The sequence below is a fragment of the Bauldia sp. genome (assembly GCA_037200845.1).
GTDB lineage: Bacteria > Pseudomonadota > Alphaproteobacteria > Rhizobiales > Kaistiaceae > DASZQY01.
Genome location: JBBCGQ010000001.1, coordinates 2,763,994 through 2,788,854, shown reverse-complemented (window position 1 = coordinate 2,788,854; position 24,861 = coordinate 2,763,994). Strand labels below are relative to the sequence as shown.

Genomic DNA, 24,861 nt, shown 5'->3' with positions numbered 1-24,861 from the left:
ATGGCCGGGCCGCTCGGAGCGACGGTAGGGCGGCGCAAGCACAAGCGGCAGCGCCGGCGGCCGATGAGCGACATCAACGTGACACCGTTCGTCGATGTGATGCTCGTGCTGCTCATCGTCTTCATGGTGACGGCGCCGCTTCTGTCGGCCGGCGTGCCGGTCGACCTGCCGCAGGCGCAGGCAAAGCCGCTGGCGCTCGAAAAGGAACCGATCACGGTGACCGTCGATACGCAGGGCCGCGTCTTCATCAAGGACGATGCCGTGGCGATGGAGGACCTCGTGCCGAAGCTCACCGCCGCCGCGGCGAGCAACCTCGACGAACGCATCTACGTGCGCGGCGACAAGGCCGTCAGCTATGGCCAGATCATGCAGGTGATGGGCGTCATCTCCAGCGCCGGCTTCACCCATATCGGCCTGGTGGCGCTGAAGCCCGATGGCTGACGGATCGCGCACCGCGGGGATCGTCGTCTCGGCGGTGGCACACGCCGCGCTGATCGCGTGGGGTGTCTTCTCGCTGCCGTCGGCCAAGCCGCTGGATACCAGCGACATCGAGCAGATCCCGGTCGACTTCATCGAGATGGCCGACGACACCAAGATCAACAAGGGCGTGCAGACCGCGGCGCTAGTACAGGAAGTGCCGGTGCCGGAACCGGCGCCCAAGGTTGCCGACGAGCCGCCGCCGCTGCCGAAGCCCGATCCGGCGCCCGAGCCCGATCCGGCGCCGCCTTTGCCGCCGCCTCCGGCGCCAGCGCCGCCGCAGCCGACGCCGCCCGACCCGACACCGCCGCCGCCCGACGTGACGCCGCCCGTGCCGGCGGAACCGACGCCGCCTCCGCCCCAGCCGACGCCCGATGCCGAGCCGCCGCCGCCGACGACGGCCTCCATCACGCCGCCGCCGATGAAGGACGTGCCGCTGCCGCGCCCGCGCCCGACCCAGCCGCAGAAGCCGAAGGTGGCGCCGCCGGACGCGACCTCCGACATCGACCAGATCACGGCGCTGCTCGACAAGCACAAGCTGCAGCAGCTCGCCTCGGCCGAGCCGCCGCCCGACGCCAAGCCGACGGTCGGGTCGCAGACCGGCGCGGCTTCGGTTTCCAGGATGACGGCGAACGAACTCGACGGGCTGCGCGCGCGCCTGGCGCAGTGCTGGAGCCCGCCGCTCGGCTGGACCGATCCGGCCGAGGTGCGCGTCGTGCTGATGCTCGACCTAAACCAGGACGGCACGGTCGCCGGCACGCCGGCGGTCCTAGAATCGCCGCAAGGTGCCTATTCGAATACCGCACCCGAAAGCGCGCTCCGGGCCGTGCGCCGCTGCGCGCCGTTCGATCTTCCGGCGGCGAAGTACGACGCGTGGCGGCAGGTGAAGGTCACCTTCGATCCGAAGGACATGGGTGGCTGAACTGGGGCGGGTGGACTGGGGCGGCTTAAATTGGGGCGGCTTGGATGGGGCGGCTGAGATGCGGTGGGAATCCATGAAGAAATCGGCGCTCCATTTCGTGCTCCGCGTATTGGCCGCGGCATTTGCCGCCGGCGTGGCCGTGCCGGCGCACGCGCTTGTCGAGATCGACATCACGCGCGGCAACATCGAGCCGCTGCCGATCGCCATCCCGAATTTCCAGGGCGGCGGGCAGGATGCGAAACTCGGCATCGACGTCGCGGCGATCATCACCGCCGACCTGAAACGCTCCGGCCTGTTCCAGCCGATCGATCCGGCGACCTTCACGCAGCCCAACATCGGGCCGAACGACACGCCGCGGTTCGCCGACTGGAAGGTGCTGGCGGCGCAGGCGCTGGTCACCGGCGGCGTGCAGAAGCAGCCGGACGGGCGGCTCAGGGCCGAGTTCCATCTCTGGGACGTGTTCGCCGGGCAGCAGATGGCCGGGCAGCAGTTCTTCACAAGCCCGGACAACTGGCGGCGCGTCGCGCACATCATCGCCGACGCGATCTACGAACGGCTGACCGGCGAGAAGGGCTACTTCGATTCCCGCGTCGTGTTCGTCGACGAGACCGGGCCGAAGGACAATCGCGTCAAGCGCCTCGCCATCATGGATCAGGACGGCGCCAACGTGCGCTACCTCACCGACGGCAAGAGCATCGAGCTGACGCCGCGCTTCTCGCCGTCGAGCCAGGAAATCACCTACATGTCGTACGCCGGCGACGCCGGGCCGAAGGTCTATATCCTCAACATCGAGACGCAGCAGCGCGAGCCGGTCGGTGATTTCCCCGGCATGACGTTCGCGCCGCGCTTCTCGCCGGACGGGCAGAAGGTGATCATGAGCCTGCAGCCCGGCACCAACGCCAACATCTTCACGCTGGATCTTCGGTCGCGGCGCACCACGCGGCTCACCGACGACGCAGCCATCGACACAGCGCCCAGCTACTCGCCGGACGGGAAGCAGATCGTGTTCGAATCCGACCGCGGCGGACAGCCGCAGCTGTACGTCATGGGCGCCGACGGCTCGAACCCGCACCGCATCACCTTCGGCAACGGCTCCTACGACACGCCGGTGTGGTCGCCGCGCGGCGATCTGATCGCCTTCACGCGGCGGGCGAACGGGCAGTTCGCCATCGGTGTCATCAAGCCGGACGGCTCCGGCGAGCGCATCCTGACGGAAGGCTTCCACAACGAGGGGCCGACGTGGTCGCCCAACGGCCGCGTCATCATGTTCTTCCGCAACACGCCTGGCGCGAACGGCGGGCCGCAGCTCTGGACCATCGATCTCACCGGCTACGGCGAGTACCGCGTGCCGACGCCGGCGTTCGCCTCCGACCCGGCGTGGTCGCCGCTCCTCAACTGACTTGCCCTATGGAATCGCGAAGGCTAGCTTGCCCTCGGGGTAGGGTGGCGCGCACGGCTGATTTGTTCAGGCGAGCGAAGACTGGGCGGTGACTGAGCCAGGTCCGTTAACCACCTTCCTGAACCGCTGTTTAACCACCCGCGGCTAGACCAAACCCAAGCAGGTTTGGTGCATGAGGAGTTACCCTTGATGGTGAATTTTCTGAAGGTTTCGCGGAGCGCGGGTTTGATCGCGACGATCGCGGTCGCCTTGCTGCTCGCGGCATGCGCCAAGAATCCGAGCGAGCCGGGTGGTCTGGGTCTCGGCGTCGCCGGTGGCGCTGGGGCGGCGACGCCGGGTTCGACGCAGGATTTCGTCGTCAACGTCGGCGACCGCGTCTTCTTCGAGACCGATTCGCCGGAGCTCACCGCCCAGTCGCGCGCCACGCTCGACCGCCAGGCGCAGTGGCTCAACCAGTATTCGCGCTACACCTTCACCATCGAGGGCCACGCCGACGAGCGCGGCACGCGCGAATACAACATCGCGCTAGGCGCGCGCCGTGCCACCACCGTGCAGGACTACCTGATCGCGCACGGCGTCGCGGCTAACCGCATGCGCACGATTTCCTACGGCAAGGAGCGGCCGGTGGCCGTGTGTGACGACATCTCGTGCTGGTCGCAGAACCGGCGCGCGGTGACCGTCATCAACAACGCCGGCACCTGACGCTAAGCTTGAATTACGGGGCGTTGCGAGCGGCGGCCTTCGGGCCGCCGCTTTCGTTTCCGGCGCCCAAATTTGGCCGAACTGGGCTGCGCTATGCTAGGAAACTCCCATCCGGGCGGGAAAGTGAACCCATGTTTCTGATCTCTTCGGCCTTGCCGAAATCGCTGGTGGCCGCGGCCGCTGCGGCGTTTCTCCTCTCCGCCGCGTCGAGCGGCCAGGCGGCCGGGTGGCCGTGGAGCAAGCCGGCCCCGGCGCCTCAGGCGGCCGCTGACGACGGCGCGGTGCAACTGGCGCAGGCCGGCGGCGATGCCGAGCGGCTCAATCGCGTCGAGCAGCAGATGCGCGATCTCAATGGCCAGATCGAGGTGCTGACACATCAGCTCCAGGTGCTGCAGGACCAACTGAAGAAGATGCAGGACGACAACGAGTATCGCTTCAGCGAGCTCGAAGGCGGCGCGGCGAAATCCGCGCCGGCCGTCGCGCCGCCATCCAATGCGCAGGCGAACGCCGCGCCTGCGGCCGCGGTGACCAAGCCGGCCGCCGTTGCCGCTGCTCCCGCCTTGCAGACGCCGGCTGCGCAGGCCGTCGCCGCGGCGAAGGTGCCCGCCGACACCACCGGGCTCGGCGCCCCGCCGAAGGCGCTCGGGCAGCTCACGCTTGACGCTCCGCCGGTGATCGATGCGCCGCCTGCGGCCGCCCAGCCGCTCGACCTGTCGTCGCTCGCCGGTGGCGCCGATGCCAACGGGGCGCCGGCGACGGCGCTGCCGCCGGCCATCGGCGACACGACGCAGGTCGCGTCGATCGCGCCAACTGGCGATGCGCGGGCCGACTACGACCAGGCGTACAAGCTGGTCACTGCCGGGCGCTACGACATCGCCGAGACGGCGTTCCGCCAGTTCCTCACGGCGTACCCGAGCGACGAGCTGGCGCCCGACGCCCAATACTGGCTGGGCGAGAGCCTCTATGCGCACGGCGAATACGCCGCGGCCGCCGAGGAGTTCAAGGCGGGCTACACCAAGTATCCGAAGAGCAAGCGCGCGCCGGACTCGCTGCTGAAGCTCGGCCTGTCGATGGCCGGCCTCGATTATCGCGATGAGGCCTGCAAGATGTACGCGCTGGCGCTGAAGCAATACCCGACGATGTCGAACGGGCTGCGCTCGCGCGTCAAGGCCGAACAGGCCAGTGCGAGCTGCTAGGCGGCCATCTGCCGACGACGCACCGCTCGCCGACGAGGAACTCGATTCACTTTTCGCGCCGCTTGCCGGCGCCGGGCTGATCGCGCTCGCCGTTTCCGGCGGCGCGGACTCGCTGGCGCTGCTCGATGCAGTCGATCGCTGGCGCGGCAAGCGCCGCGTCGTCGTGCTGACGGTCGATCATCGCCTGCGCAAAGGCTCGCGCGCCGAGGCGGAGGGCGTCGCGAAAATCGCGAAGGCGAGGGGGCTCGATGCCCGCATCCTCACGCGCGCCGGCGCGCGCCCGACCGGCGATATCGAGGCCGCCGCCCGCGCCGCGCGCTACCGCCTGCTGCTCGACGCATGCCGCGATATCGGGGCGACGCATCTCGCGGTCGCCCATCATCGCGACGACCTTGCCGAGACTTTCCTGCTGCGGCTCAGGCGCGGCTCCGGCGTCTTCGGCTTAGCCGCGATGCGGCCGGTGCTGGAGGTTGGCGGCGTGACCATCGTGCGGCCGTTCCTCGGCGTGCCGCGCTCGCGGCTCGCGGCGGCCACGGCCGCGGCGAAGCTGACGCCGGTGGTCGATCCGATGAACGACGATCCGCGCTTCGACCGAGCGCGGATGCGCCGGCTGCTTGCCGGCGAGGGGATCGACGCCACGGCGCTGGCCGCCACGGCGATACGGCTGGCGGATGCCGCCGACGCGATCGATGCGGCGGCGTCGGCGTTGCTTGGCGACGTCGATGCGTGGGGGATCGCATGGCTGGAGCCTGCGGCCCTTGCCGCGGCGCCGCGCGAGGTCCAGCTCCGGGCGGTGACGCGGCTGTTGCTCGCGGTCGGCGGCGACGATTACCCGCCGCGCCATGAGCGGCTGGCTGCGCTGGTTGACGCGATGCTGGCGGGGCCGGCCCGGTTCAAGCGGACGCTCGCCGGTGCGGTCGTCGAGTTGAAATCCGGCCGCTTCGCCTTCAGCCGGGAGGCCGGGCGCGATGGCCTGCCCACATTGCCGGCAAAACCGGGCGCCCCCGTCGTCTGGGACGGGCGCTATGCCATCGCCGTCACAAGCGAGGCGCCGTCGGGCCTCAGCGTCGGTCCGCTGTCCGCAACCGCACCGTTTCCGGCGCTGCGGCGCCGCGGCAAGGTGGTCGCGGCGCTGGCGCCGGGCGCGGAGGCGCTGCCTGCCTGGGTTTCGATCCGCCCGCTCGTCGCCGAGCGGCTCCGGCGGCCGCCGCTGTTTCCGGACTTCGCCGCCGCCCGATAAGTTCGTTCACCTAGCGCGGAAGCGGCGGTTTCGCCCCATTCCGGTCGTGATACGGTGGGACACCTGTTTTTATTGGCTTCGTAACGCCGAGCACCTATCTTAACTGAAGCTTCAGCCTGACATCTGGTGTTGGCGGCTCCTCCAGCCGCCTCCCGAGGGATAATATGAACGCGAATTTCCGCAATTTTGCGCTGTGGGTGATCATCGGCCTGGTGCTCATCGCCCTGTTCAATCTTTTCCAGAACACGGGCACCCGCACCGTCGGCCACGATGTCGCCTATTCGCGGTTCATCAGCGATGTCGATCAGGGCCGCGTCCGCGATGTCACCATCGCCGGGCCGCAGATCACCGGTACCTACTCGGACGGCTCGGCCTTCCAGACCTTCGCGCCGGACGATCCGGACCTGGTCAAGAAGCTCGAGGATCGCGGCGTGTCGATCGCGGCCAAGCCGCCGACCGAAGCGGGCACCTCGCTGGTCGGCATGCTGCTGTCGTGGTTCCCGATGTTCCTCATCCTGGCGGTGTGGATCTTCTTCATGCGCCAGATGCAGGGGACGGGCGGCAAGGCGCTCGGCTTCGGCAAGTCCAAGGCCAAGCTTCTGACCGAGGCGCACGGTCGCGTGACGTTCGAGGACGTCGCCGGCGTCGATGAAGCCAAGGAAGACTTGCAGGAGATCGTCGAGTTCCTGCGCGACCCGCAGAAGTTCCAGCGCCTCGGCGGCCGTATCCCGCGCGGTGTGCTGCTCGTCGGCCCTCCGGGCACGGGCAAGACGCTCATCGCGCGTGCGGTGGGCCGGTGAAGCCAACGTGCCGTTCTTCACGATCTCGGGCTCCGACTTCGTCGAGATGTTCGTCGGCGTCGGCGCTTCGCGCGTCCGCGATATGTTCGAGCAGGCGAAGAAGAATGCGCCCTGCATCATCTTCATCGACGAAATCGACGCGGTCGGTCGCCATCGCGGCGCCGGTCTCGGCGGCGGCAACGACGAGCGCGAGCAGACGCTCAACCAGTTGCTGGTCGAGATGGACGGCTTCGAGACCAACGAAGGCATCATCCTGATCGCGGCCACCAACCGGCCCGACGTGCTCGACCCGGCGCTCTTGCGTCCCGGCCGTTTCGACCGGCAGGTCGTGGTGCCGAACCCCGACGTCGTCGGTCGCGAGCGCATCCTCAAGGTGCACGTCCGAAAGGTGCCGATGGCGCCGGACGTCGACCTCAAGGTCATCGCGCGCGGCACGCCGGGCTTCTCCGGCGCCGACCTGATGAACCTCGTCAACGAGGCCGCGCTGCTCGCCGCCCGCCGCGGCAAGCGGCTGGTGACGATGGCCGAGTTCGAGGACGCCAAGGACAAGGTGATGATGGGTGCGGAGCGCCGCACGCTGGTCATGACCGAGGACGAGAAGCGGCTGACCGCCTACCACGAGGCCGGCCACGCCATCGTCGCGCTCAACGTTGCGGCGACCGATCCGGTGCACAAGGCGACGATCATCCCGCGCGGCCGTGCGCTCGGCATGGTCATGCAGTTGCCCGAGCGCGACAAGCTGTCGATGTCGCTTGAGCAGATGACCTCGCGCCTCGCCATCATGATGGGCGGCCGCGTTGCCGAGGAGATCACCTTCGGCAAGGAGAAGGTCACCTCGGGTGCGGCTTCGGACATCGAGCAGGCGACGCGCCTGGCGCGCATGATGGTCACCCGCTGGGGCCTGTCCGACGAGCTCGGGCCGGTCGGCTACGGCGAGAACCAGGAGGAAGTCTTCCTCGGCCATTCCGTCTCGCGGACGCAGAACGTCTCCGAGCAGACGGCGCAGAAGATCGATTCAGAAATCCGCCGCTTCGTCGATGCCGGGCTGATCGAGGCGCGCCAGATCCTGACCGCGCACGCTGCCGACCTAGAGAAGCTGGCGCAGGGCCTGCTCGAATACGAGACGCTGTCGGGCGACGAGATCCGCGGCCTGCTGGCCGGCAAGCCGCCGGTGCGCGAGACGCAGGAGGAGGCGGCCTCGACCAAGTCGTCGGCGGTGCCGCTGACCAAGAAGCCGCGCCGGCCCTCGGGCGAGCCTGATACCGGCGGGCTGGAGCCGCAGCCTTCGGCGTAGCTGTTTCCATTTTTACGATTTGAGACGGCGGGATTTTTTCTTGCCGTTTTCGTTTGTGGCAGTGCGCTTCGTCACTTGTTGAGGCACACCCCTCCCCAAAACCGCGATGCGGTTTTGGCCCTCCCACAAGGGGAGGGCTCAAGTGGAGTCCGGGTCGCGCAACAGGATGAACCCTCCCCTTGTGGGAGGGCCAAACCGCCGAAGGCGGTTTGGGGAGGGGTGTCTCTCGTCCTCCAAGCCGCGAATACCGGGTGCTTGCCGCCGTTTACTTTCCGTTAAGGTAAAGAGACGTGGTTAAGCGACGTAGTTAAGCGCGCTTTAAGTTTTTTCCCTCAAAGTCTCGAGCATCGACCCGCGGCCGGTTCAGTTCCGCGCGTAAGCGGGGGCCACGAAGGAAAGGACTTTGTCATGGGCCGTTCGAAGATTTACGCGCTGCTCCTCGGAGCTTCCGCGATCGTTCCTGCCGCGAACGCGTTCGCCGCCGATATCCCCGAGGTTCCCCCGCCGGTGCAGTTTCACGGCGGCTGGTATCTGCGCGGCGACATCGGGTTCAGCAACCAGCACGTCGGCAGCCTGTTCAACATCCTCTACGACGACGTCGACAGCGTCACCAACGTCAGCAAGGATTTCAGCGCCGCGCCGTTCTTCGGCCTCGGCATCGGCTTCCAGCACAGCGACCACCTGCGCTTCGACCTGACCGGCGAATATCGCGGCGGCTCGACGTTTCACGGCCTCGACATCTACACGGACCCGGATCCGGCGACGGACGAATACACCGCCATCAAGTCGGAGTGGACGTTCCTCGCCAACGGCTACTGGGACATCGGCACGTGGAAAGGCTTCACGCCGTTCGTCGGCGCCGGCCTCGGCGTCAGCTACAACACGATCAGCGGCTTCACCGACGTCAACACGCCGTTGCTCGGCGTCGCCTACGGCGCCACCGCTTCCGAGTGGAACTTCGCCTGGGCGCTGCACGCCGGCCTGTCCTACAAGGTCAACGATCGCCTGACGATCGAGGCGGCCTACCGCTACCTCGACCTCGGCAACGCGCACACGGGTGACCTCGTCACGTTCGAGGGCGACAACGACGTGCCCAACAACCCGATGGAGTTCCACCACCTCTACTCGCACGACATCAAGGTCGGCTTCCGCTGGGCCTTCGATGCTCCGCAGCAGTCGTACTACCCGCCTGTCGTAAAGTACTAACTCTCCGCGCCTCCTCGTCCCGAAACGCCGCCTGCCACCCAGCAGGCGGCGTTTTTCGTTTCAGGCGAGGCGTTCTTTCAGCGCCGCCAGCATCGCTGCGATCACCGGCGGCCAGTCGGCTGCCGTCGCCTGACGGAAGAGCCGCATGGTCGGATACCACGGCGTATCGCTCTGCCCGCGCAGCCACCGCCAGTTGGCGTCGGCCTTGAGGCCGACCCAGACGGGGACGCCGAGCGCGCCCGCGAGATGCGCCGTCATCGTGTCGGAGCAGACGACCAGATCGACCGACTGCATCGCGGCGGCGATCTCGGCGATGCCGTCGGGGTTGGATTCGATTCTCGGCCCGAGCCGCTCGACGCTCACCCCGGCCAGTTCGTCGAGGCCGGTCATTCCCTGCAGGCTGATCAGGCGAATCTCCGGGCGGTAGGCGAGGGCGGTCAGCGCGGCCAGCGGCAGCGAGCGCTCGTCGTCGCGCGAGCGGCCGGCGCTGCCCTGCCAGGCGATGCCGATTTTCGGTCCGCGCTCGCCGATGACGGCGCGCCAGTGCGCGACCTTGTCGGCGGCCGGCCCGATGTAGGGGACCTTCGCGGGGATCGTGTCGGCCGTGGTGCGCAGGAAGAACGGCACGCTCAGCATGTCGACGCGGAGATCGAACGGCGCCGGCGATTTCGTGTCGCTGGTGACGGCGACGGACGGATCGACGCTGGCCACGAGAGAGGCGAGGGGAGGCTGCACCATCGCCGTCACCTTTGCGGCCATGGCGGCGAGGATCGGCAGGTAGCGGCAGAACTGGACGGTGTCGCCGAGGCCCTGTTCGGCGACGACGAGGAGATGCTTGCCGGCGAGGCTCTCGCCGCTCCATGGGCGCACGTCGCGGCGGATCGTCGGCCGCGCGCGCTGCTCGTAGTCGGCCCAGCCGCGCGCGAAGTCGCCCAGCGCGAGGCGGTGCCGGCCGAGGATGACGCGGAGGTGCGCGTCCCTGGGCGCGAGTCTTGTCGCCGTCTCCAGCGCGGCGATCGCCGGCTCGGTCCGGTCGACCTGCCAGAGCGCACGGAAGCGCAGGTACATCTGCTCCGCCGTCGGTGCGCCTGCGGCGATGGCGCGGTCGATCGTTTCCATCGCCTCGTCGTTGCGGCCAAGTTCGAGCAGCGCGAATGCCTGGAGCGTCAGCAGCGTCGGGTCGCTGTCGGCGCGCATCGCGGCGGCCTCGGCTTCCGCAAGCGCGTCGGCGTAGCGCCGGGCGCCCAGCAGGCCGCGGATTTTCTCGATGCTCTGGCCCGGCGTCACGCGCGATCCTTGCCCCCGTATCCGGCGGCGCGAGGCTAGCAGAAGCGACGGCGCGACGGAGTGGCACGCTTGCGTTTTTCGCGCGCTCTGGTATCTCCGCCGGCGGGACACCTCCCCCCAACGGGAGGCCAGCTATCTGAGAGGATAGACAGATGACGACCGCCGTTCCGGGCAAGAAGCCCACCAATCCCAATTTTTCATCCGGACCCTGCGCCAAGCGACCTGGCTGGTCGCTCGATGCGCTGAAGGGTGCAGCGCTCGGCCGTTCTCACCGCGCCAAGATCGGCAAGCAGAAGCTCAAGGCCGCGATCGACCTGACGCGCGAAGTGCTCCAGGTGCCGGCCGACTATCTCATCGGCATCGTGCCGGCCTCCGACACCGGCGCGATGGAAATGGCGCTGTGGTCGCTACTCGGTGCCCGCGGCGTCGATGTGCTTGCCTGGGAGTCGTTCGGCCTCGGCTGGGTCACCGACGTGGTCAAGCAGCTCAAGCTGCCGGACGTGCGCACCATCAAGGCCGACTACGGCAAGCTGCCCGACCTGAAGCAGGTCGATTTCAAGCGCGACGTCGTCTTCACCTGGAACGGCACGACGTCGGGCGTGCGCGTGCCGAACGGCGACTGGATCGCGGCCGACCGCGAGGGCCTGACGATCTGCGACGCGACCTCGGCCGCGTTCGCGCAGAACCTCGCCTTCGACAAGCTCGATGTCGTCACCTTTTCCTGGCAGAAGGCGCTCGGCGGCGAGGCGGCGCACGGCATGCTCGTGCTTTCGCCGCGCGCCGTGAAGCGGCTCGAGACGTACGTGCCGGCGTGGCCGATGCCGAAGCTGTTCCGCATGACCAAGGGCGGCAAGCTGATCGACGGCATCTTCGTCGGCGAGACGATCAACACGCCGTCGATGCTGTGCGTCGAGGATTATCTCGATGCCCTCAACTGGGCGAAGCAGGTCGGCGGGCTCAAGGGCCTCGCGGCGCGCGCCGACGCCAACTTCAAGGTGCTCGCCGACTGGGCGGCGAAGACGCCGTGGATCGACTTCTTCGCCGAGGATCCGGCGGCGCGTTCCAACACGTCGATCACGCTCAAGATCGTCGATCCGGACGTGGCCCGCCTCGACGTCGCCGGACAGGAGGCGTTCCTCAAGGCGATCTCCGCGCGTCTCGACAAGGAAGGTGTCGCCTACGACATCAACTTCCACCGCGATGCGCCGCCGCACTTCCGCATCTGGGGCGGGGCGACGATCGAGGCCAGCGATCTCGCGATCGTCACCGAGTGGCTCGACTGGGGCTATGCGGCCGAGAAGGCGAACCTCAAGGTCGCGGCCTAACACCGTCTGTCATGCCCGCGAAGGCGGGCATCCGGTACACGCCGCTCCGTCAGCGGATACTGGGTCCCCGCCTTCGCGGGGACGACAACAAGGCAAGCCGCTCCGACAGATAGAAACTCCAACGCAGGCAAAAACCATGGCCCCGCGCGTCCTCGTCTCCGACAAGCTTTCCAAGACCGCCGTGCAGATCTTCTCCGACCACGGCATCGAGGTCGATTACCAGCCCGATCTCGGCAAGGACAAGGAGAAGCTGCTGGCGATCATCGGCAACTACGATGGCCTCGCCATCCGCTCGGCGACCAAGGTGACCGAGAAGCTGCTCGGCGCGGCCGGCAAGCTGCGCGTCATCGGGCGGGCCGGCATCGGCGTCGACAACGTCGATGTGCCCGCGGCGAGCGCGCGCGGCATCATCGTGATGAACACGCCGTTCGGCAATTCGATCACGACGGCCGAGCACGCCATCGCCATGATGTTCGCGGTGGCGCGGCAACTGCCCGAGGCGAACGCCTCGACGCAGGCAGGCAAGTGGGAAAAGAACCGCTTCATGGGCGTCGAGATCACGGCCAAGACGCTGGGCGTCATCGGCTGCGGCAATATCGGCTCGATCGTCGCGGCGCGCGGCGTCGGCCTGAAGATGAAAGTGATCGCGTTCGATCCGTTCCTGTCAGAGGAGCGGGCGTCGCAGCTTGGTGTCGACAAGGTTGAGCTCGACGAACTGTTTCGCCGCTCCGATTTCATCACGCTGCACACGCCGCTGACCGAGAAGACCAAGAACATCATCGACGCGGCGGCGATCGCGAAGATGAAGAACGGCGTGCGCATCATCAATTGCGCCCGCGGCGGGCTGGTGGATGAAGATGCGCTGGCGGACGCGATCAAGGCGGGCAAGGTCGCCGGCGCCGGTGTCGATGTGTTCGTCACCGAGCCGGCGGAGTCTTCGGTTCTGTTCGGGCTGCCCAATGTCGTCTGCACGCCGCATCTCGGCGCGGCGACGACCGAGGCGCAGGAGAACGTCGCGCTGCAGGTGGCCGAGCAGATGTCGGACTACCTGATCAGCGGCGCGGTCGCCAACGCGCTCAACATGCCGTCGATCACGGCGGAAGAGGCGCCGCGGCTGAAGCCGTTCGTGCGCTTGGCGGAGAACCTCGGCTCGTTCGCCGGGCAGCTCACCGAGACGCACATCACCGGCGTCACGATCGAGTACGCCGGCGACGTCGCCGAGATGAACACCAAGGCGCTGACCGCGGCGCTGCTCGCCGGGCTGCTGCGGCCGATGCTGTCGGAGATCAACATGGTCAACGCGCCGATCGTGGCGAAGGAGCGCGGCATGAAGGTCGACGAGGTGCGGCAGTCGCAGCGCGGCGCCTACGGCACCTACATCCGCCTGACGGTGCGGACGGAAAACATGGAGCGTTCGGTCGCCGGCACGGTGTTCTCCGACGGTCGGCCGCGCATCATCCAGATCAAGGATATCGGGCTGGAGGCCGGCTTCGGCGCCAACATGCTCTACGTCACCAACAAGGATAGGCCGGGCTTCATCGGCCGGCTCGGCACGCTGCTCGGCAATGAGAAGGTGAACATTGCGTCGTTCAATCTCGGCCGCTCGGCGGCGGGGCAGGACGCGATCTCGCTGATCGAGGTCGACGGCGCGATCGGCGATGCGGTGCTTGCCAACGTGGCGAAGCTCGAGGGCGTCATCCAGGCGAAGCGCGTCACGTTCTAGCGGCAGCCATCGACAAACACGGCAGGCGGCGCGCTGGGAACGGTGAACACGCCGAACGTGTCGATGACGCTGTCGCCTGTCTTGCGCAGGATGGTACCGACGCGGACGGCGCCCGGATAGCAGCCGGCAACGCCGTCGGGATTGGCCGAGACGATCAGGCCGGGCTCGGCGGCAAGCGCAGGATCGGGCAGGGGGCGGTAGCCAAACCGCAGGCGGCCCTCGACAGGAATCACTGGGACGGTGCCGGCGAGCCGGTAGGAGAGTTCGGAGACGACGCCATAGGCGCCGGCGCCGATCCATTTCGCATCGCTTTGACGCCGGAAGGCGTCGGTCTCGGCGGCGACCGCCTCCCAGCCGCGGTTCGGGCTGGCGGGATCGAGGGCGAGCGGCACGATGCCGCCCGGGTTGCCGGACAGCACCAGGCCGATGACGATCAGGATGGCGCCGACGGGAAAGGCCAGAATGCGCCAGCCGTCCCAGCGCGGCGGCGCGCTGCCGGCGGCGGCCGCGGCCATCAGCACCAGCGTCGAATAGACCGGGGTCGGCCAGTTGGCCTGCACTTCCTGATGTAGCGAGTGGAACGCCATGTAGGCGACGAGCGGCAGCGCGGTCCACGCGAGCAGGCCGATGCCGTCGGTCGGGTAGGCCGGTAGCCGCCGCACCCAGGCGACGACGGCCAGACCGACAAACACGGCGACGAACGGGTTGAGCAGCGCGAATTGGCCGGCGACGAATTCGGGCGGCTTCAGCGGCACCAGGTGGCCGGCCGTGACGCGGCTGAACTGGCTGGCGAAGGTCACCCAGCCGTGGCCGGCGTTCCAGGCGACCAGGGGCGCGACGATGGCGGCGGCGAGGACCACGCCTGCCCACGTCCACGGATTGATCAGCCAGTGGCGGAGGTCGCGGCGGATCAGCAGCGGCAGCAGCAGGCCCGGAAGGAGGAAGAGATCGGTCAGCTTGGAAACGATGCCAAGCCCGGTGGCGGCGCCGACGAGCAGCCACCAGCGTCCGTCGCCGGTGCGCACGACCAACAGGAAGCCGAGCAACGCCGCCGTCCAGAATACCAGCGAGGGCGCGTCCGGCGTCGCGATGAAGCCGCCCACGCCGACGAGGAGTGTCGCGTTCAGCCACAGGGTGCCGCGGGCGGCGATGGGACGATCGAAGAGGACGCGCCCGCAGGCGTACATGAGGGCGAAGATCGGGATCGCGCTGAGGACGGTCAGCGCGCGGATGCCGAACGGTCCGGTGCCGAAGACGGCGGTGCCGGCCGCAATCCACCAGGCCACCATCGGCGGATGGTCGTAATAATCCCAGCCGGGGAAAGCGCGACCAGTCGAAGTAATACGTCTCGTCGAAGCTCAACGTGACGAACTGCGCGGCGAGGGCGCGGGCGACCATCAGCAGCACCGTCGCCGCGACGACGAAGCGCAGGTCCAGGCGTTCGGCTTTCAGCATGTCGTAAGCAGATTCCCCCACCGCGATTCACGCCGGACCGGCCGCCGCCGAATCTCCGCAATCCGGGCCTTGGCCAAACACAATCGCGGGTTATCGAAGCTACCGCGCGGGTTTGGGCGGGCCAAGCGGGGAATTCACTCTCATGTCCAGAATGTCTTTGGGCGCCGGGCTGATGCTTGGCGTGTCCGTCGTCGTGCTCGCCGCCACCGGCGCCGTCGCCGACGAGTTGCGCGCCACCAGCAAGATCGACTCGGTCACCGCCTATCCGACCGGTGCAACGATTGTCCGCACGGCGGCGGTCGCGTTGCCGGAGGGCGCCACCACGGTGCTGCTCGACGACCTGCCGTCGGAGCTCGATGCTAACAGCCTCAAGGTCGAGGGGACCGGCGACCACGCCTTCGCCATCGCCTCGGTCGATACGCGCGTCGTGCCGGCCGACGAGGCCACCGATCCGGCGCGCGTCGCGCTCACCAGGCAGATCGAGGAAATCGACGACGGGATCGCCGCGATCGGCGATCGGCTCGACGCCCTCGACGGGCGCAAGCGGTTCCTCGAGCAACTGATCGAGTCCGCGCCCACCGGTTTTGGCAAGGCGCTGGCCGATGGCGCCGGCGACATCGCCGACTGGAACACCGCCGCCGCAACCATAGGCGACGGCCTCGCCGCGGTCGCCGACGCGGTGCGCGCCGCGCACCTCGAGCAGCGCGACCTCAGCCGGCAGCGCGACGTGCTGTCGAAGTCGCTCGCCGACCTGCCGGCGCCGCGCGACCATATGGCGGTACGCATCGCGCTCGCGGCTGATGCGGCCGCAAAGGGCACACTCACCGTCAGCTACCACACCGCCTCGGCGCGCTGGCTGCCGACCTACGATGCGCAACTTGCGACCGGCGAGGCGGGCGCAGAGCCGTCGCTCGCCATCGTGCGCCGCGCCGAGGTCACGCAAGCGACGGGTGAAGACTGGGACGGCGTGCGCCTGACGCTGTCGACCGCGCCGGTCGAGGGCGGCACCGCCGTGCCGCAACTCGATCCCTATCTGGTCAGCCTGTTCGACCCGGACTCGTATTCGGCGCCGAGCGAAGCCGCGCCCGCTCCGCCGGCGACCGCCGTCGCGCGCGATGCGGCGCGGATGGAGTTCAGGGCGGGTGGTCTTGCCGCCAACATTGCTGATGCACCGGCCAAGGTCATCGAGGCCGCTGCCGACTTCGGCGACTTCCGCGCGGAATATCGCGTGCCTGGCCTCGTCTCGGTCGAAAGCGACAAGGGTGCCCGTTCGCTGCAGATCGCGACCGAGCATCTGACGCCGCACCTCGGCGTCCGCGCCGCGCCCTCGGTCTCCGAAACGGCGTACCTGCAGGCGAAGTTCACCGCCGCCGACGGCGCGCCGCTCGTCGCCGGCAAGGTGGCGCTGTTCCGCGACGGCACCTTCGTCGGCAACGGCACGATGCCGTTCACCAGTGCCGGGGCGGAGGTCGATCTCGGCTTCGGCGTCGATGACCGCGTCCATATCGTTCGCGCGACGCTCGACCATCAGTCGGGCGAGGCGGGCATCCCGATCATCGCCAGCCGCAAGACCGATACGCGGACCTACAAGACCACGGTCGAGAATCTCCACAGCCGGCCGATGGAGATCACCATTCTCGACCGCATGCCCTATGCGGAGAACGAGGACATCGCGGTCAAGCGCCTCAATGCCTCGACCAAGCCGACGGACGAAGACGTCGACGACAAGCGCGGCATCCTTGCCTGGACCTATACCTACGCGCCGGGCGAGAAACGCGACGTCGTCAACGCCTATGAGGTTAGCTGGCCGGCCAATCAGTCGCTGGTTTCGCTGGACTAGCGCTGCTTCCCTCTCCGACGAGAGGAGAGAGGAGTTCCGTGCGACGATCGCGTCAGGGTCAAACCGGTCGCGCCCCCCGGCGCCAGCCGCTATAGTCCGCCCGCTTTTCGCCCCGGCTCCGTGCCGGGGCGATTCTGTCGGGGACAGGTCGCATGGCAAACGTGGTCGTCGTCGGTTCGCAGTGGGGCGACGAGGGCAAGGGCAAGATCGTCGACTGGCTGTCGGAGCGCGCCGACATCGTCGTGCGCTTCCAGGGCGGCCATAACGCCGGGCACACGCTGGTCATCGACGGCGTCTCCTACAAGTTGAGCCTGCTGCCGTCGGGCGTCGTGCGGCCGGGCAAGATGTCGGTGATCGGCAACGGCGTCGTGGTCGATCCGTACGCGCTGGTCGATGAGATCGCGCGCCTCGCCGGGCAGGGGATCGCGGTGTCGCCGGCCAATCTCGCCGTCGCCGAAAATGCGCCGCTGATCCTGTCGCTGCATCGCGAGCTCGACGCGGCGCGGGAGAATTCCAACTCCGGCACGCGGCTCGGCACGACGCGGCGCGGCATCGGTCCGGCCTACGAGGACAAAGTCGGGCGGCGGGCGATCCGTCTCATGGATCTCGCCGACCCGGCGACACTCGCCGGCAAGGTCGAGCGGCTGCTGGCGCATCACAACGCGCTGCGGCGCGGCCACGGCGAGAGCGAGATCGACGCGAAGGCAATCCTCGCCGAACTCACCGCGGTGGCGCCGAAGGTATTGCCCTATGCGGCCACGGTCTGGCGGCTGCTCGACATGGCGCGCCGCGACGGCCGCCGCATCCTGTTCGAGGGCGCGCAAGGCGGGCTGCTCGACATCGACCATGGGACGTATCCGTTCGTGACGTCGTCCAACACGGTGGCCGGACAGGCGTCCATCGGCTCCGGCGTCGGCTCCAACGCCATCGATTATGTGCTGGGCATCACCAAGGCCTACACGACGCGGGTGGGCGAGGGGCCGTTCCCGACCGAGGACAAGGGCGAGGACGGCGAGCGTCTTGGGCGCGTCGGCCAGGAGTTCGGCACCGTGACCGGGCGCAAGCGCCGCTGCGGCTGGTTCGATGCGACGCTGGTCCGCCAGATGGTGCGGGTGAACGGCATCAACGGCATCGCGCTCACCAAGCTCGACGTGCTCGACGGGCTGCCGCGCATCAAGATCGCCATCGGCTACAAGCTCGACGGCAAGAAAATCGACTACTTCCCGGCGGCGGAAGGGGCGCAGGCGCGGGTCGAACCGGTGTACGAAGAGGTCGAGGGGTGGGCTGATTCGACGGCCGGCGCGCGCACCTGGGCCGATCTTCCGGCGCAGGCGATCAAGTATGTGCGCCACGTCGAGGAGCTCATCGGAGCGCCTGTAGCCTTACTTTCGACAAGTCCCGAGCGTGACGATACGATTCTTGTTCATGATCCTTTCCAGACCTGCTTTTAGCGGCTAATAGGGGACTCTGCAGAGCAGGGAAATGGCCGAATATTACGCCGTACTAAGCAAAGCGGTCGCGGGTCTGGACGGAAACAGCGCCGATGCTCGGCGGGCCGTTTATGACAAGGCGCGCAACGCCCTCATCGGCCAGTTGAAGGCGATCGATCCGCCGCTGCCGACCGCCGAAATTTCCCGCCAAAGGCTTGAGCTGGAAGAGGCGATCCGCCGCGTCGAGCGCGAAACCTCGACCGTGCCCAACGGCTCGCCGGTGCGTGTTGCCGGCAAGCGGCCGGACCGGCCACCGGCGCCTTCGCCGCAGGACGTTTTCCGCCGCGCCATCCAGGAGGCCGAGAGCACCGGCGATTCGCAGCGCGTCGATCGTGCGCCGGTCGCAGCGCGCGCCGACGACTGGTCGATCGACCGCCCGCCGCCGCCGAAGCCGGCGCCGCAGTACCTGCCCTCGCAGGGCTACGTCGAGGAGAAGCCGCGCGCCGACGAGCCGCGCCTCGCCCCGGACTACGATTACGATTGGGACCCCAAGCAGGCACCGCAGCCCTCGCCGCGGCCGACCGCCGTCGCGCCGGTGGTGGAGAGCCGCGACCGCGACCGGGATCGTCTTCCCGCTTCCGCCGGCAAGGTGAAGGGCGAGAAGCGCGGCAAGACCCCGCGCCGTGGCGACATGCAGGAGGTGATGGATCGTCCGGTGCGGCCGTCGCGCCTGCCGATGATCCTGCTCCTCATTCTCATCATCGCGATGATCGGCGGCATCGGCGCCTTCGCGTACGCCAACCGCGTGCGGCTCGCCGAGGTGATCCATTCCTTCGACGGTGGCAGCGCGACCACGGCGACGCCGGTTGCCGATACGACGCCGGCGCCCGCGGCCGACGCCAGCGGCAAGGACACGGACCGGCTGCTGCCCGGCCAGCAGGGTGCGCCGGCGAGCGATGCGCGCGTCGTTGGCGCGCAGCAGTCGAACGACACCACGGCGGCGCCGGCCGGCGGCTGCTCCCCGACTCTACTTCCGGCCAGCAGGCAGCGGCGGCGCCGGCGGACCCCGACTCGCTGGTCGCCCAGCACGCCACGCTCTACGAGGAGCCGCTCAACCAGGCGGCGGCCGCCAACGGCGTCGTCGCGATCAACGCGGCGGTGACGTGGAGCTTCGTCGCCTCCGGCCCGGCCGGTCCCGAGATCGTCGGCAACATCGACATCCCGGACCGCAAGCTCAAGGTCAAGCTGACCATCCGCAAGAACAGCGACCAGTCGCTGCCGGCGAGCCATGTCGTCGAGGTGGTGCTCACCGTGCCCAGCACTTTCCCGGGCAAAGGCATTCGCGATGTGCCGCGCGTCGTGCTGAAGCCGGCGGAGGACGCGCGCGGCCAGCCGCTCATCGGCGCCTCGGCGAAGATCGACGACGGCTTCTTCTGGATCGCGCTTTCCGGCGAGCAGCAGGACGTGACGGCGAACCTCAAGCTGCTCAAGGACCGCGACTGGTTCGACCTGCCGCTGCTCTACGAGAGCGGCCAGCGGGCCATCATCACCTTCGAGAAGGGCACGCCGGGCGAGCGCGTCTTCGACAAGGCGCTGACCGCCTGGGGCGGCTAGCAGCCATTCCGAAATAGACTTGCCGGCAGGCGCTTAGCCTGCGAAATTATCGCCAATTCCGAGGGGAGCTCCGTACGGAGCTGAGATGGCCATGGCGGCCGAACCCTTCGAACCTGATCCGGGTCATGCCGGCGAAGGGACGGATATATGGTTCTGGCAGCATTCTCTCCATGCACTCCGCTTTACCTCCCCCTTGCGGGAGCGGAGCAGCACGCTTCGCTTTTCCTCCCCCTCGCGGGGAGGTCGAAATTCGCGCTCGCGAATTTCGGATGGGGGGCGCGGTGTTCGAACAAGGCTGCCCCCACCCAAAATCGCAGCGCGATTTTGACCTCCCCGCAAGGGGGCGGTAAGGCACCGGCTGCTTGGCAGCGCCGGCCGGCTACACTTGGCCGGCGTGATCCCCTCCCAGCCTCCCCCTTTCGGGGGGAGGGGCTCACCCAGTCCCGCGTCGCGCGCCGAAGTTTCAATAAGGGGCGTTGCCCTCCCCCTGAAAGGGCGAGGATCAAGGTGGGGGTCGCCATCCTCCCCGTGGTGTCAGCATGATCGCGCTCCGCGCCCTCGGCGTTGCCATCGGCCTGATCCTGATCTGGCAGGCGGTCATCCTGATCTTTGCCCCGCCGCCGTATTTCCTGCCGTCGCCGCTGGCGGTGCTGGTCGCGCTCCGCGACCGGCCCGATCTCTGGCGCGTCGATGCCGTGACGACGCTGATCGAGACGGTCGCCGGCCTCGCCATCGGCACCGTCGTCGGCGCGGTGCTGGCGCTGGCGATGAGCTACCTGCCGATCAGCAAGCGGCTGCTGCTGCCGGTGCTGGTGGTCAGCCAGGCGATCCCGGTGTTCGCCATCGCGCCGATCCTGGCGCTGTGGTTCGGCTTCGGCGTCACGTCGAAGATCGTGATGGCAACCATCGCGATCTTCTTCCCGGTCACTTCGGCCTTCGCCGATGGGCTGGCGCGCACCGATGCCGGCCTCATCGATCTCGCGCGGCTCTATCGCGCCAAGCGCTGGCAGGTGGTGACGGTGCTACGCGTGCCGAACGCGCTGCCCGATCTCGTCACCGGCATCCGCCTCGCCGCGGTCTATGCGCCGGTCGGCGCGCTGATCGGCGAGTGGGTCGGGTCAACCTCCGGGCTCGGCTACGCCATGCTGTTCGCCAATGCGCGCTCGGAGACGGCCGTCGTCTTCGCCGCGCTGTTCCTCGTCGTCGCCATGTCGGTGGCGCTGCGCGCCGCCGTCGATCTTGCCACGTCGCGACTGACGCCGTGGGCGCCTGAAATCCGCTGATCCAGAACCAAGAGGAAGACCCAGATGAAACGCCTGTTGCTCGCCGCCGCCCTGGCGCTCTTCGCCGCCTCGCCGGCCTTCGCTGCCGACAAGCTGACGCTGCTGCTCGACTGGTACATCAACCCGGACCACGCGCCGATCGTGATCGCGCAGGAGGGCGGGTACTTCGCCAGGCACGACCTCGACGTCGATATCCAGGTGCCGTCGGACGCGTCGTCGCCGCCGAAGCTGGTCGCCGCCGGCAAGGCCGACGTCGCCATCTCCTACCAGCCTGACCTGATGCTGCAGGTGAAGGCCGGCGTGCCGGTGGTGCGCTTCGGCACGCTGATCGACTCGCCGCTCAATTGCCTGATCGCGCTCAAGGACGGGCCGATCCAGTCGCTGGAGGACCTGAAGGGCAAGACCATCGGCTACTCCGCCGCCTCGTTCCAGGGCGCCTACCTCAATGCCATCCTCGGCACCGTCGGCCTCAGCGAGAAGGACGTGAAGACCGTCAACCTCAACTACAATCTCATCCCGCCGCTGCTCGCGGGCCAGGTCGATGCGATCATGGACGGCTATCGCAATGTCGAGCTGATCCAGCTTGAGCAGGACGGCCATCCGGTGCAGGCGTGGTTCCCCGAGCAGAACGCCGTGCCCGCTTACGACGAGCTGATCTACGTCGCGGCGGCGGACAAGGTGAACGACCCGCGCCTGCCGCGCTTCCTGGCGGCGATCGCGGAAGCGACGGCGTTCATCCACGAGCATCCGGACGAGGCGCTGGCGCTGTTCGTGAAGTCGCACACCGATCTCGACAACGATCTGACGCGGAAGCAGTTCGCGGCCACGGTCGACTACTTCCCGGAGAATCCGGGCGAACTCGACAAGGCGAAGTATCTCGGCTTTGCCGGCTTCCTGACGATGAACGGATTGCTGGATAAGCAGCCGCCGCTGGATACGTTTGCGGTCGAGTTGCCGGCGGCACAGTAGGGCTGGAGCGAGGGAAGGAGAGACACCCCTCCCCAAAACCGCAAATGCGGTTTTGGCCCTCCCACAAGGGGAGGGCTCAAGCGGAGTTTGGTGGAGCGTGGTGTTTCAATAAGTGTGAACCCTCCCCTTGTGGGAGGGTCAAGCGGCCGAAGGCCGCTTGGGGAGGGGTGTCTCTCCTCCCTGCAGCCCTGGAAAGCTAAGGCGAAGCAGGAGCCGCGAGTTCCGCCCGCGGCTTCTCCAGTTCCTTCGCGCCCTTCTTTACCGCCTTCTGCACCTTCTCGAAGGCGCGGACCTCGATCTGGCGGACGCGCTCGCGGCTGACGCCGAACTCGGTCGACAGTTCCTCGAGCGTGATCGGGTCCTCGGCCAGGCGGCGAGCCTCGAAGATGCGCTTCTCGCGGTCGTTGAGGCCGCCCATCGCGTCGCGCAGCAACTGGCGGCGCGACAGGGCTTCCTCGCTTTCGGCCAGCCGCGTCTCGGCGCTCGGCGTCTCATCGACCAGCCAGTCCTGCCACTCGCCGGACTCCTGGTCGGCGCGGATCGGCGCGTTCAGCGACGAGTCGCCGCCGAGGCGGCGGTTCATCGAGATCACGTCTTCCTTGCTGACGCCGAGCTTGGTCGCGATCTTCTCGACGTTCTCGGGGCGGAGGTCGCCTTCCTCGAACGCCTGGATCTGGCCCTTCACCTTGCGCAGATTGAAGAACAGTCGCTTCTGGCTGGCGGTGGTGCCCATCTTCACGAGGCTCCACGAGCGCAGGATGTATTCCTGGATCGAGGCGCGGATCCACCACATGGCATAGGTGGCGAGGCGGAAGCCCTTCTCGGGCTCGAACCGCTTCACCGCCTGCATGAGGCCGACGTTGCCTTCGGAGATGACCTCGCCGATCGGCAGGCCATAACCGCGGTAGCCCATCGCGATCTTGGCGACGAGACGCAGATGGCTGGTCACCAGACGATGGGCGGCGCCGCGGTCGTCGTGCTCCTTGTACGCCTTGGCGAGCATGTACTCCTCGTCAGGCGCGAGCATCGGAAACTTGCGGATTTCGGACAGGTAGTGCGAGAGGCCGCCTTCACCGGCGGCGATTGCTGGCAGACTGGTACGGGCCATGACTTTGTAGCGCCCCTTTCTCTATTCCCCGGACCCCTGAATGGCGGTCCCGGCCGCGGCTAGAGCCCGCGGCTTGGTGCTTTATATGGGTACGATTTGGCCGGAAACACGACCTATCTTGCGATATATTAAAAGCCTAGCGATCACAGATACTTGAGGGCATCGCGGAGTTCCGCCATGTCGTCGGGGAGGGGGCTTTCGAAGCGCATTTCCTCCCCCGTTTCCGGGTGCTCGAACCCGAGCAGGAAGGCGTGCAGCGCCTGCCTCGGGAAAGCTTCGGCGATCGCCCGGACAGGTTCCGGCAGCAGCGTCGCCTTGGTGGCGAAACCGGAGCCATAGGCGCGGTCGCCGATCAGCGGATGGCCGAGCGAGGCGAGGTGGACGCGGATCTGGTGGGTCCGCCCGGTCTCCAATTGGCACTCGACCAGCGCCGCCACCGGCGGCTTACCCTTGGCGCCGTAAGTCTCCTCGATGCGGTAGTGGGTGATCGCCTCGCGCCCCGCCGCCGCCGCGCTTCACCTCGATCTTCTCGCGGTTGCGGGTCGAGCGGCCGAGGGCGGCGCTGATGGTGCCGACAGGCCTATCCGGCGCGCCCCAGGTGATGGCCATGTAGCCGCGCTCCAGCGGGCCCGTGCGGCCATGGTCGGCGAACTGCTCGGCCAGCTTGCGGTGCGCCTTGTCGGTCTTGGCGACGACCATCAGGCCGGTGGTGTCCTTGTCGAGGCGGTGGACGATGCCCGGCCTTGCGACGCCGCCGATGCCGGAGAGCGAGGCGCCGCAATGGGCGATCAGTGCGTTCACCAGCGTGCCGGTGTAGTGGCCGCCGGCGGGGTGAACGACGAGGCCGGCCGGCTTGTCGATGACGATCAGCGCGTCGTCCTCGTAGACGACGTTGAGCGCGATCGCTTCGCCCTCGGGCTCGGCCTTCTGCACCGGCGGCAAGTTAACGATGACCGTCTCGCCCGGTTTGACCGGCCTTTTCGCCTCGCCTATCGTCCGCCCGCCGATCGCGACGTGACCGTCGAGGATCAGTTGCTTGGCGCGGTTGCGGCCGAGGTCGGGCAGGGCGCCGGCGAGCCAGGCATCAAGGCGCGTGCCGGCCGCCTCGTCGGCGACCGCCAGCTCCACCCGCCGCGCAGTTTGTACCTCCGAAATCCGGGGCACTTCCGAAACCATGGCAAGACAATCCTTCGAGAGTGCGGCCTTCGACGGCGACGACGACAAGCCCGTCGACCCGACGTTCCTGCGCGTCCAGGCACGCCTCCGCCGCCTGATGCTGATCGGCGGCCTGACCCTCGGCCTCGGGATCATCGCCGTCTTCGCGGCGATCCTCTACCGGATCGCGACCTACGATACCACCGGCAAGGCCGTCGCCCCCGACGCGGCGGTGCCCACGCTGTCGCTTTCGGCAATGGGCTTGCCGGCCGACGCGAAGCTGGTTTCCACGGCCCTCGACGGCAACCGCATGGCGCTGACCTACGAGGCGGGGGGCGGCGACACGATCGTGGTCATCGACCTGCGCACGGGCGCGGTGGTCGCGCGAACCGCGATCGGGCGCTAGCCGGCGGCTTTTAATCGACGCATCATCGGT

Annotated in this window: 19 protein-coding genes, 2 pseudogenes and 1 riboswitch; of the genes and pseudogenes, 17 read left to right on the top strand and 4 right to left on the bottom strand. The window is 68.1% G+C overall.

From position 1 onward, the window contains the following. The 8 genes and pseudogenes from tolR to WDM94_13845 all read left to right on the top strand — a co-directional run bounded on the left by tolR (position 1) and on the right by WDM94_13845 (position 9,236). Complete coding sequence (gene tolR / locus WDM94_13880) at positions 1 to 441, top strand: protein TolR (GenBank protein ID MEJ0013676.1); 441 nt, start codon at positions 1 to 3, stop codon at positions 439 to 441. Further along, positions 434 to 1,399 carry a hypothetical protein gene (locus WDM94_13875; protein MEJ0013675.1) on the top strand — a complete coding sequence of 322 codons (966 nt, stop codon included), beginning with the start codon at positions 434 to 436 and terminating at the stop codon, positions 1,397 to 1,399. The genes tolR and WDM94_13875 overlap by 8 nt, the downstream gene beginning before the upstream one ends. Before the next feature lie 73 nt (positions 1,400 to 1,472). Beyond that, positions 1,473 to 2,798, top strand: a complete 1,326-nt coding sequence (tolB, locus tag WDM94_13870; GenBank protein MEJ0013674.1) for a Tol-Pal system beta propeller repeat protein TolB — start codon at positions 1,473 to 1,475, stop codon at positions 2,796 to 2,798. Positions 2,799 to 2,987: 189 nt separating this feature from the next. Then, on the top strand, positions 2,988 to 3,500 hold the full coding sequence (pal, locus tag WDM94_13865; GenBank protein MEJ0013673.1) for a peptidoglycan-associated lipoprotein Pal: 513 nt from the start codon (positions 2,988 to 2,990) through the stop codon (positions 3,498 to 3,500). Between the two features lie 131 nt (positions 3,501 to 3,631). Then, entirely contained in the window at positions 3,632 to 4,696 is a 1,065-nt protein-coding gene (ybgF, locus tag WDM94_13860; GenBank protein MEJ0013672.1) for a tol-pal system protein YbgF, read from the top strand. Continuing rightward, a complete protein-coding gene (gene tilS, locus WDM94_13855) occupies positions 4,683 to 5,936 on the top strand; it encodes a tRNA lysidine(34) synthetase TilS (protein MEJ0013671.1) in 1,254 nt (417 codons plus the stop codon). The genes ybgF and tilS overlap by 14 nt, the downstream gene beginning before the upstream one ends. Before the next feature lie 164 nt (positions 5,937 to 6,100). Further along, positions 6,101 to 8,030: pseudogene (ftsH, locus tag WDM94_13850) on the top strand (ATP-dependent zinc metalloprotease FtsH). Between the two features lie 408 nt (positions 8,031 to 8,438). After that, positions 8,439 to 9,236 carry an outer membrane protein gene (locus WDM94_13845; GenBank protein MEJ0013670.1) on the top strand — a complete coding sequence of 266 codons (798 nt, stop codon included), beginning with the start codon at positions 8,439 to 8,441 and terminating at the stop codon, positions 9,234 to 9,236. 60 nt (positions 9,237 to 9,296) lie between these two features. Here WDM94_13845 and WDM94_13840 read toward each other — a convergent pair whose 3' ends face one another. Next, entirely contained in the window at positions 9,297 to 10,523 is a 1,227-nt protein-coding gene (locus tag WDM94_13840; GenBank protein MEJ0013669.1) for a tetratricopeptide repeat protein, read from the bottom strand. A 152-nt stretch (positions 10,524 to 10,675) separates the two neighbouring features. Between WDM94_13840 and WDM94_13835 the strand changes: the two genes are divergently transcribed. Together WDM94_13835 and serA are read left to right on the top strand one after the other, a co-directional pair. After that, a complete protein-coding gene (locus WDM94_13835; GenBank protein ID MEJ0013668.1) occupies positions 10,676 to 11,848 on the top strand; it encodes a phosphoserine transaminase in 1,173 nt (390 codons plus the stop codon). Between the two features lie 136 nt (positions 11,849 to 11,984). Beyond that, positions 11,985 to 13,571: a phosphoglycerate dehydrogenase gene (gene serA, locus WDM94_13830; GenBank protein MEJ0013667.1), complete on the top strand. Its 1,587-nt coding sequence runs from the start codon at positions 11,985 to 11,987 to the stop codon at positions 13,569 to 13,571. Here serA and WDM94_13825 read toward each other — a convergent pair. Further along, a complete protein-coding gene (locus WDM94_13825; protein MEJ0013666.1) occupies positions 13,568 to 14,860 on the bottom strand; it encodes a glycosyltransferase family 39 protein in 1,293 nt (430 codons plus the stop codon). The genes serA and WDM94_13825 overlap by 4 nt on opposite strands. A gap of 308 nt (positions 14,861 to 15,168) precedes the next feature. On the opposite strand from WDM94_13825, the gene WDM94_13820 reads away from it, so the two are divergent. From WDM94_13820 to WDM94_13795, 6 genes are all read left to right on the top strand, one after another. Continuing rightward, complete coding sequence (locus WDM94_13820; protein ID MEJ0013665.1) at positions 15,169 to 16,866, top strand: mucoidy inhibitor MuiA family protein; 1,698 nt, start codon at positions 15,169 to 15,171, stop codon at positions 16,864 to 16,866. Positions 16,867 to 17,018: 152 nt separating this feature from the next. Continuing rightward, a complete protein-coding gene (locus WDM94_13815; GenBank protein ID MEJ0013664.1) occupies positions 17,019 to 18,317 on the top strand; it encodes an adenylosuccinate synthase in 1,299 nt (432 codons plus the stop codon). A 31-nt stretch (positions 18,318 to 18,348) separates the two neighbouring features. Further along, on the top strand, positions 18,349 to 19,458 hold the full coding sequence (locus tag WDM94_13810; GenBank protein ID MEJ0013663.1) for a hypothetical protein: 1,110 nt from the start codon (positions 18,349 to 18,351) through the stop codon (positions 19,456 to 19,458). Further along, the gene (locus WDM94_13805; protein ID MEJ0013662.1) at positions 19,455 to 19,910 is read left to right on the top strand and encodes a hypothetical protein; all 456 of its coding nucleotides are present in this window, start codon (positions 19,455 to 19,457) and stop codon (positions 19,908 to 19,910) included. Before WDM94_13810 ends, WDM94_13805 begins: the two co-directional genes overlap by 4 nt. Positions 19,911 to 19,961: 51 nt before the next feature. Beyond that, positions 19,962 to 20,067: riboswitch (TPP riboswitch) on the top strand. 382 nt (positions 20,068 to 20,449) lie between these two features. Then, positions 20,450 to 21,193, top strand: coding sequence for an ABC transporter permease (locus WDM94_13800; GenBank protein MEJ0013661.1), 744 nt, complete (start codon positions 20,450 to 20,452; stop codon positions 21,191 to 21,193). Positions 21,194 to 21,217: 24 nt separating this feature from the next. Beyond that, a complete protein-coding gene (locus WDM94_13795) occupies positions 21,218 to 22,162 on the top strand; it encodes an ABC transporter substrate-binding protein (GenBank protein MEJ0013660.1) in 945 nt (314 codons plus the stop codon). Positions 22,163 to 22,358: 196 nt separating this feature from the next. Here WDM94_13795 and rpoH read toward each other — a convergent pair whose 3' ends face one another. Beyond that, on the bottom strand, positions 22,359 to 23,270 hold the full coding sequence (rpoH, locus tag WDM94_13790; protein MEJ0013659.1) for an RNA polymerase sigma factor RpoH: 912 nt from the start codon (positions 23,268 to 23,270) through the stop codon (positions 22,359 to 22,361). 143 nt (positions 23,271 to 23,413) lie between these two features. Continuing rightward, positions 23,414 to 24,446 (bottom strand): annotated as a pseudogene (locus WDM94_13785) (RluA family pseudouridine synthase). Between WDM94_13785 and WDM94_13780 the strand changes: the two are divergent. Continuing rightward, positions 24,445 to 24,831 (top strand): hypothetical protein, encoded by a 387-nt coding sequence (locus WDM94_13780; GenBank protein ID MEJ0013658.1) that lies wholly within the window; start codon positions 24,445 to 24,447, stop codon positions 24,829 to 24,831. The pseudogene WDM94_13785 and the gene WDM94_13780 sit on opposite strands and share 2 nt — an antisense overlap. Positions 24,832 to 24,861 lie beyond the last annotated feature (30 nt).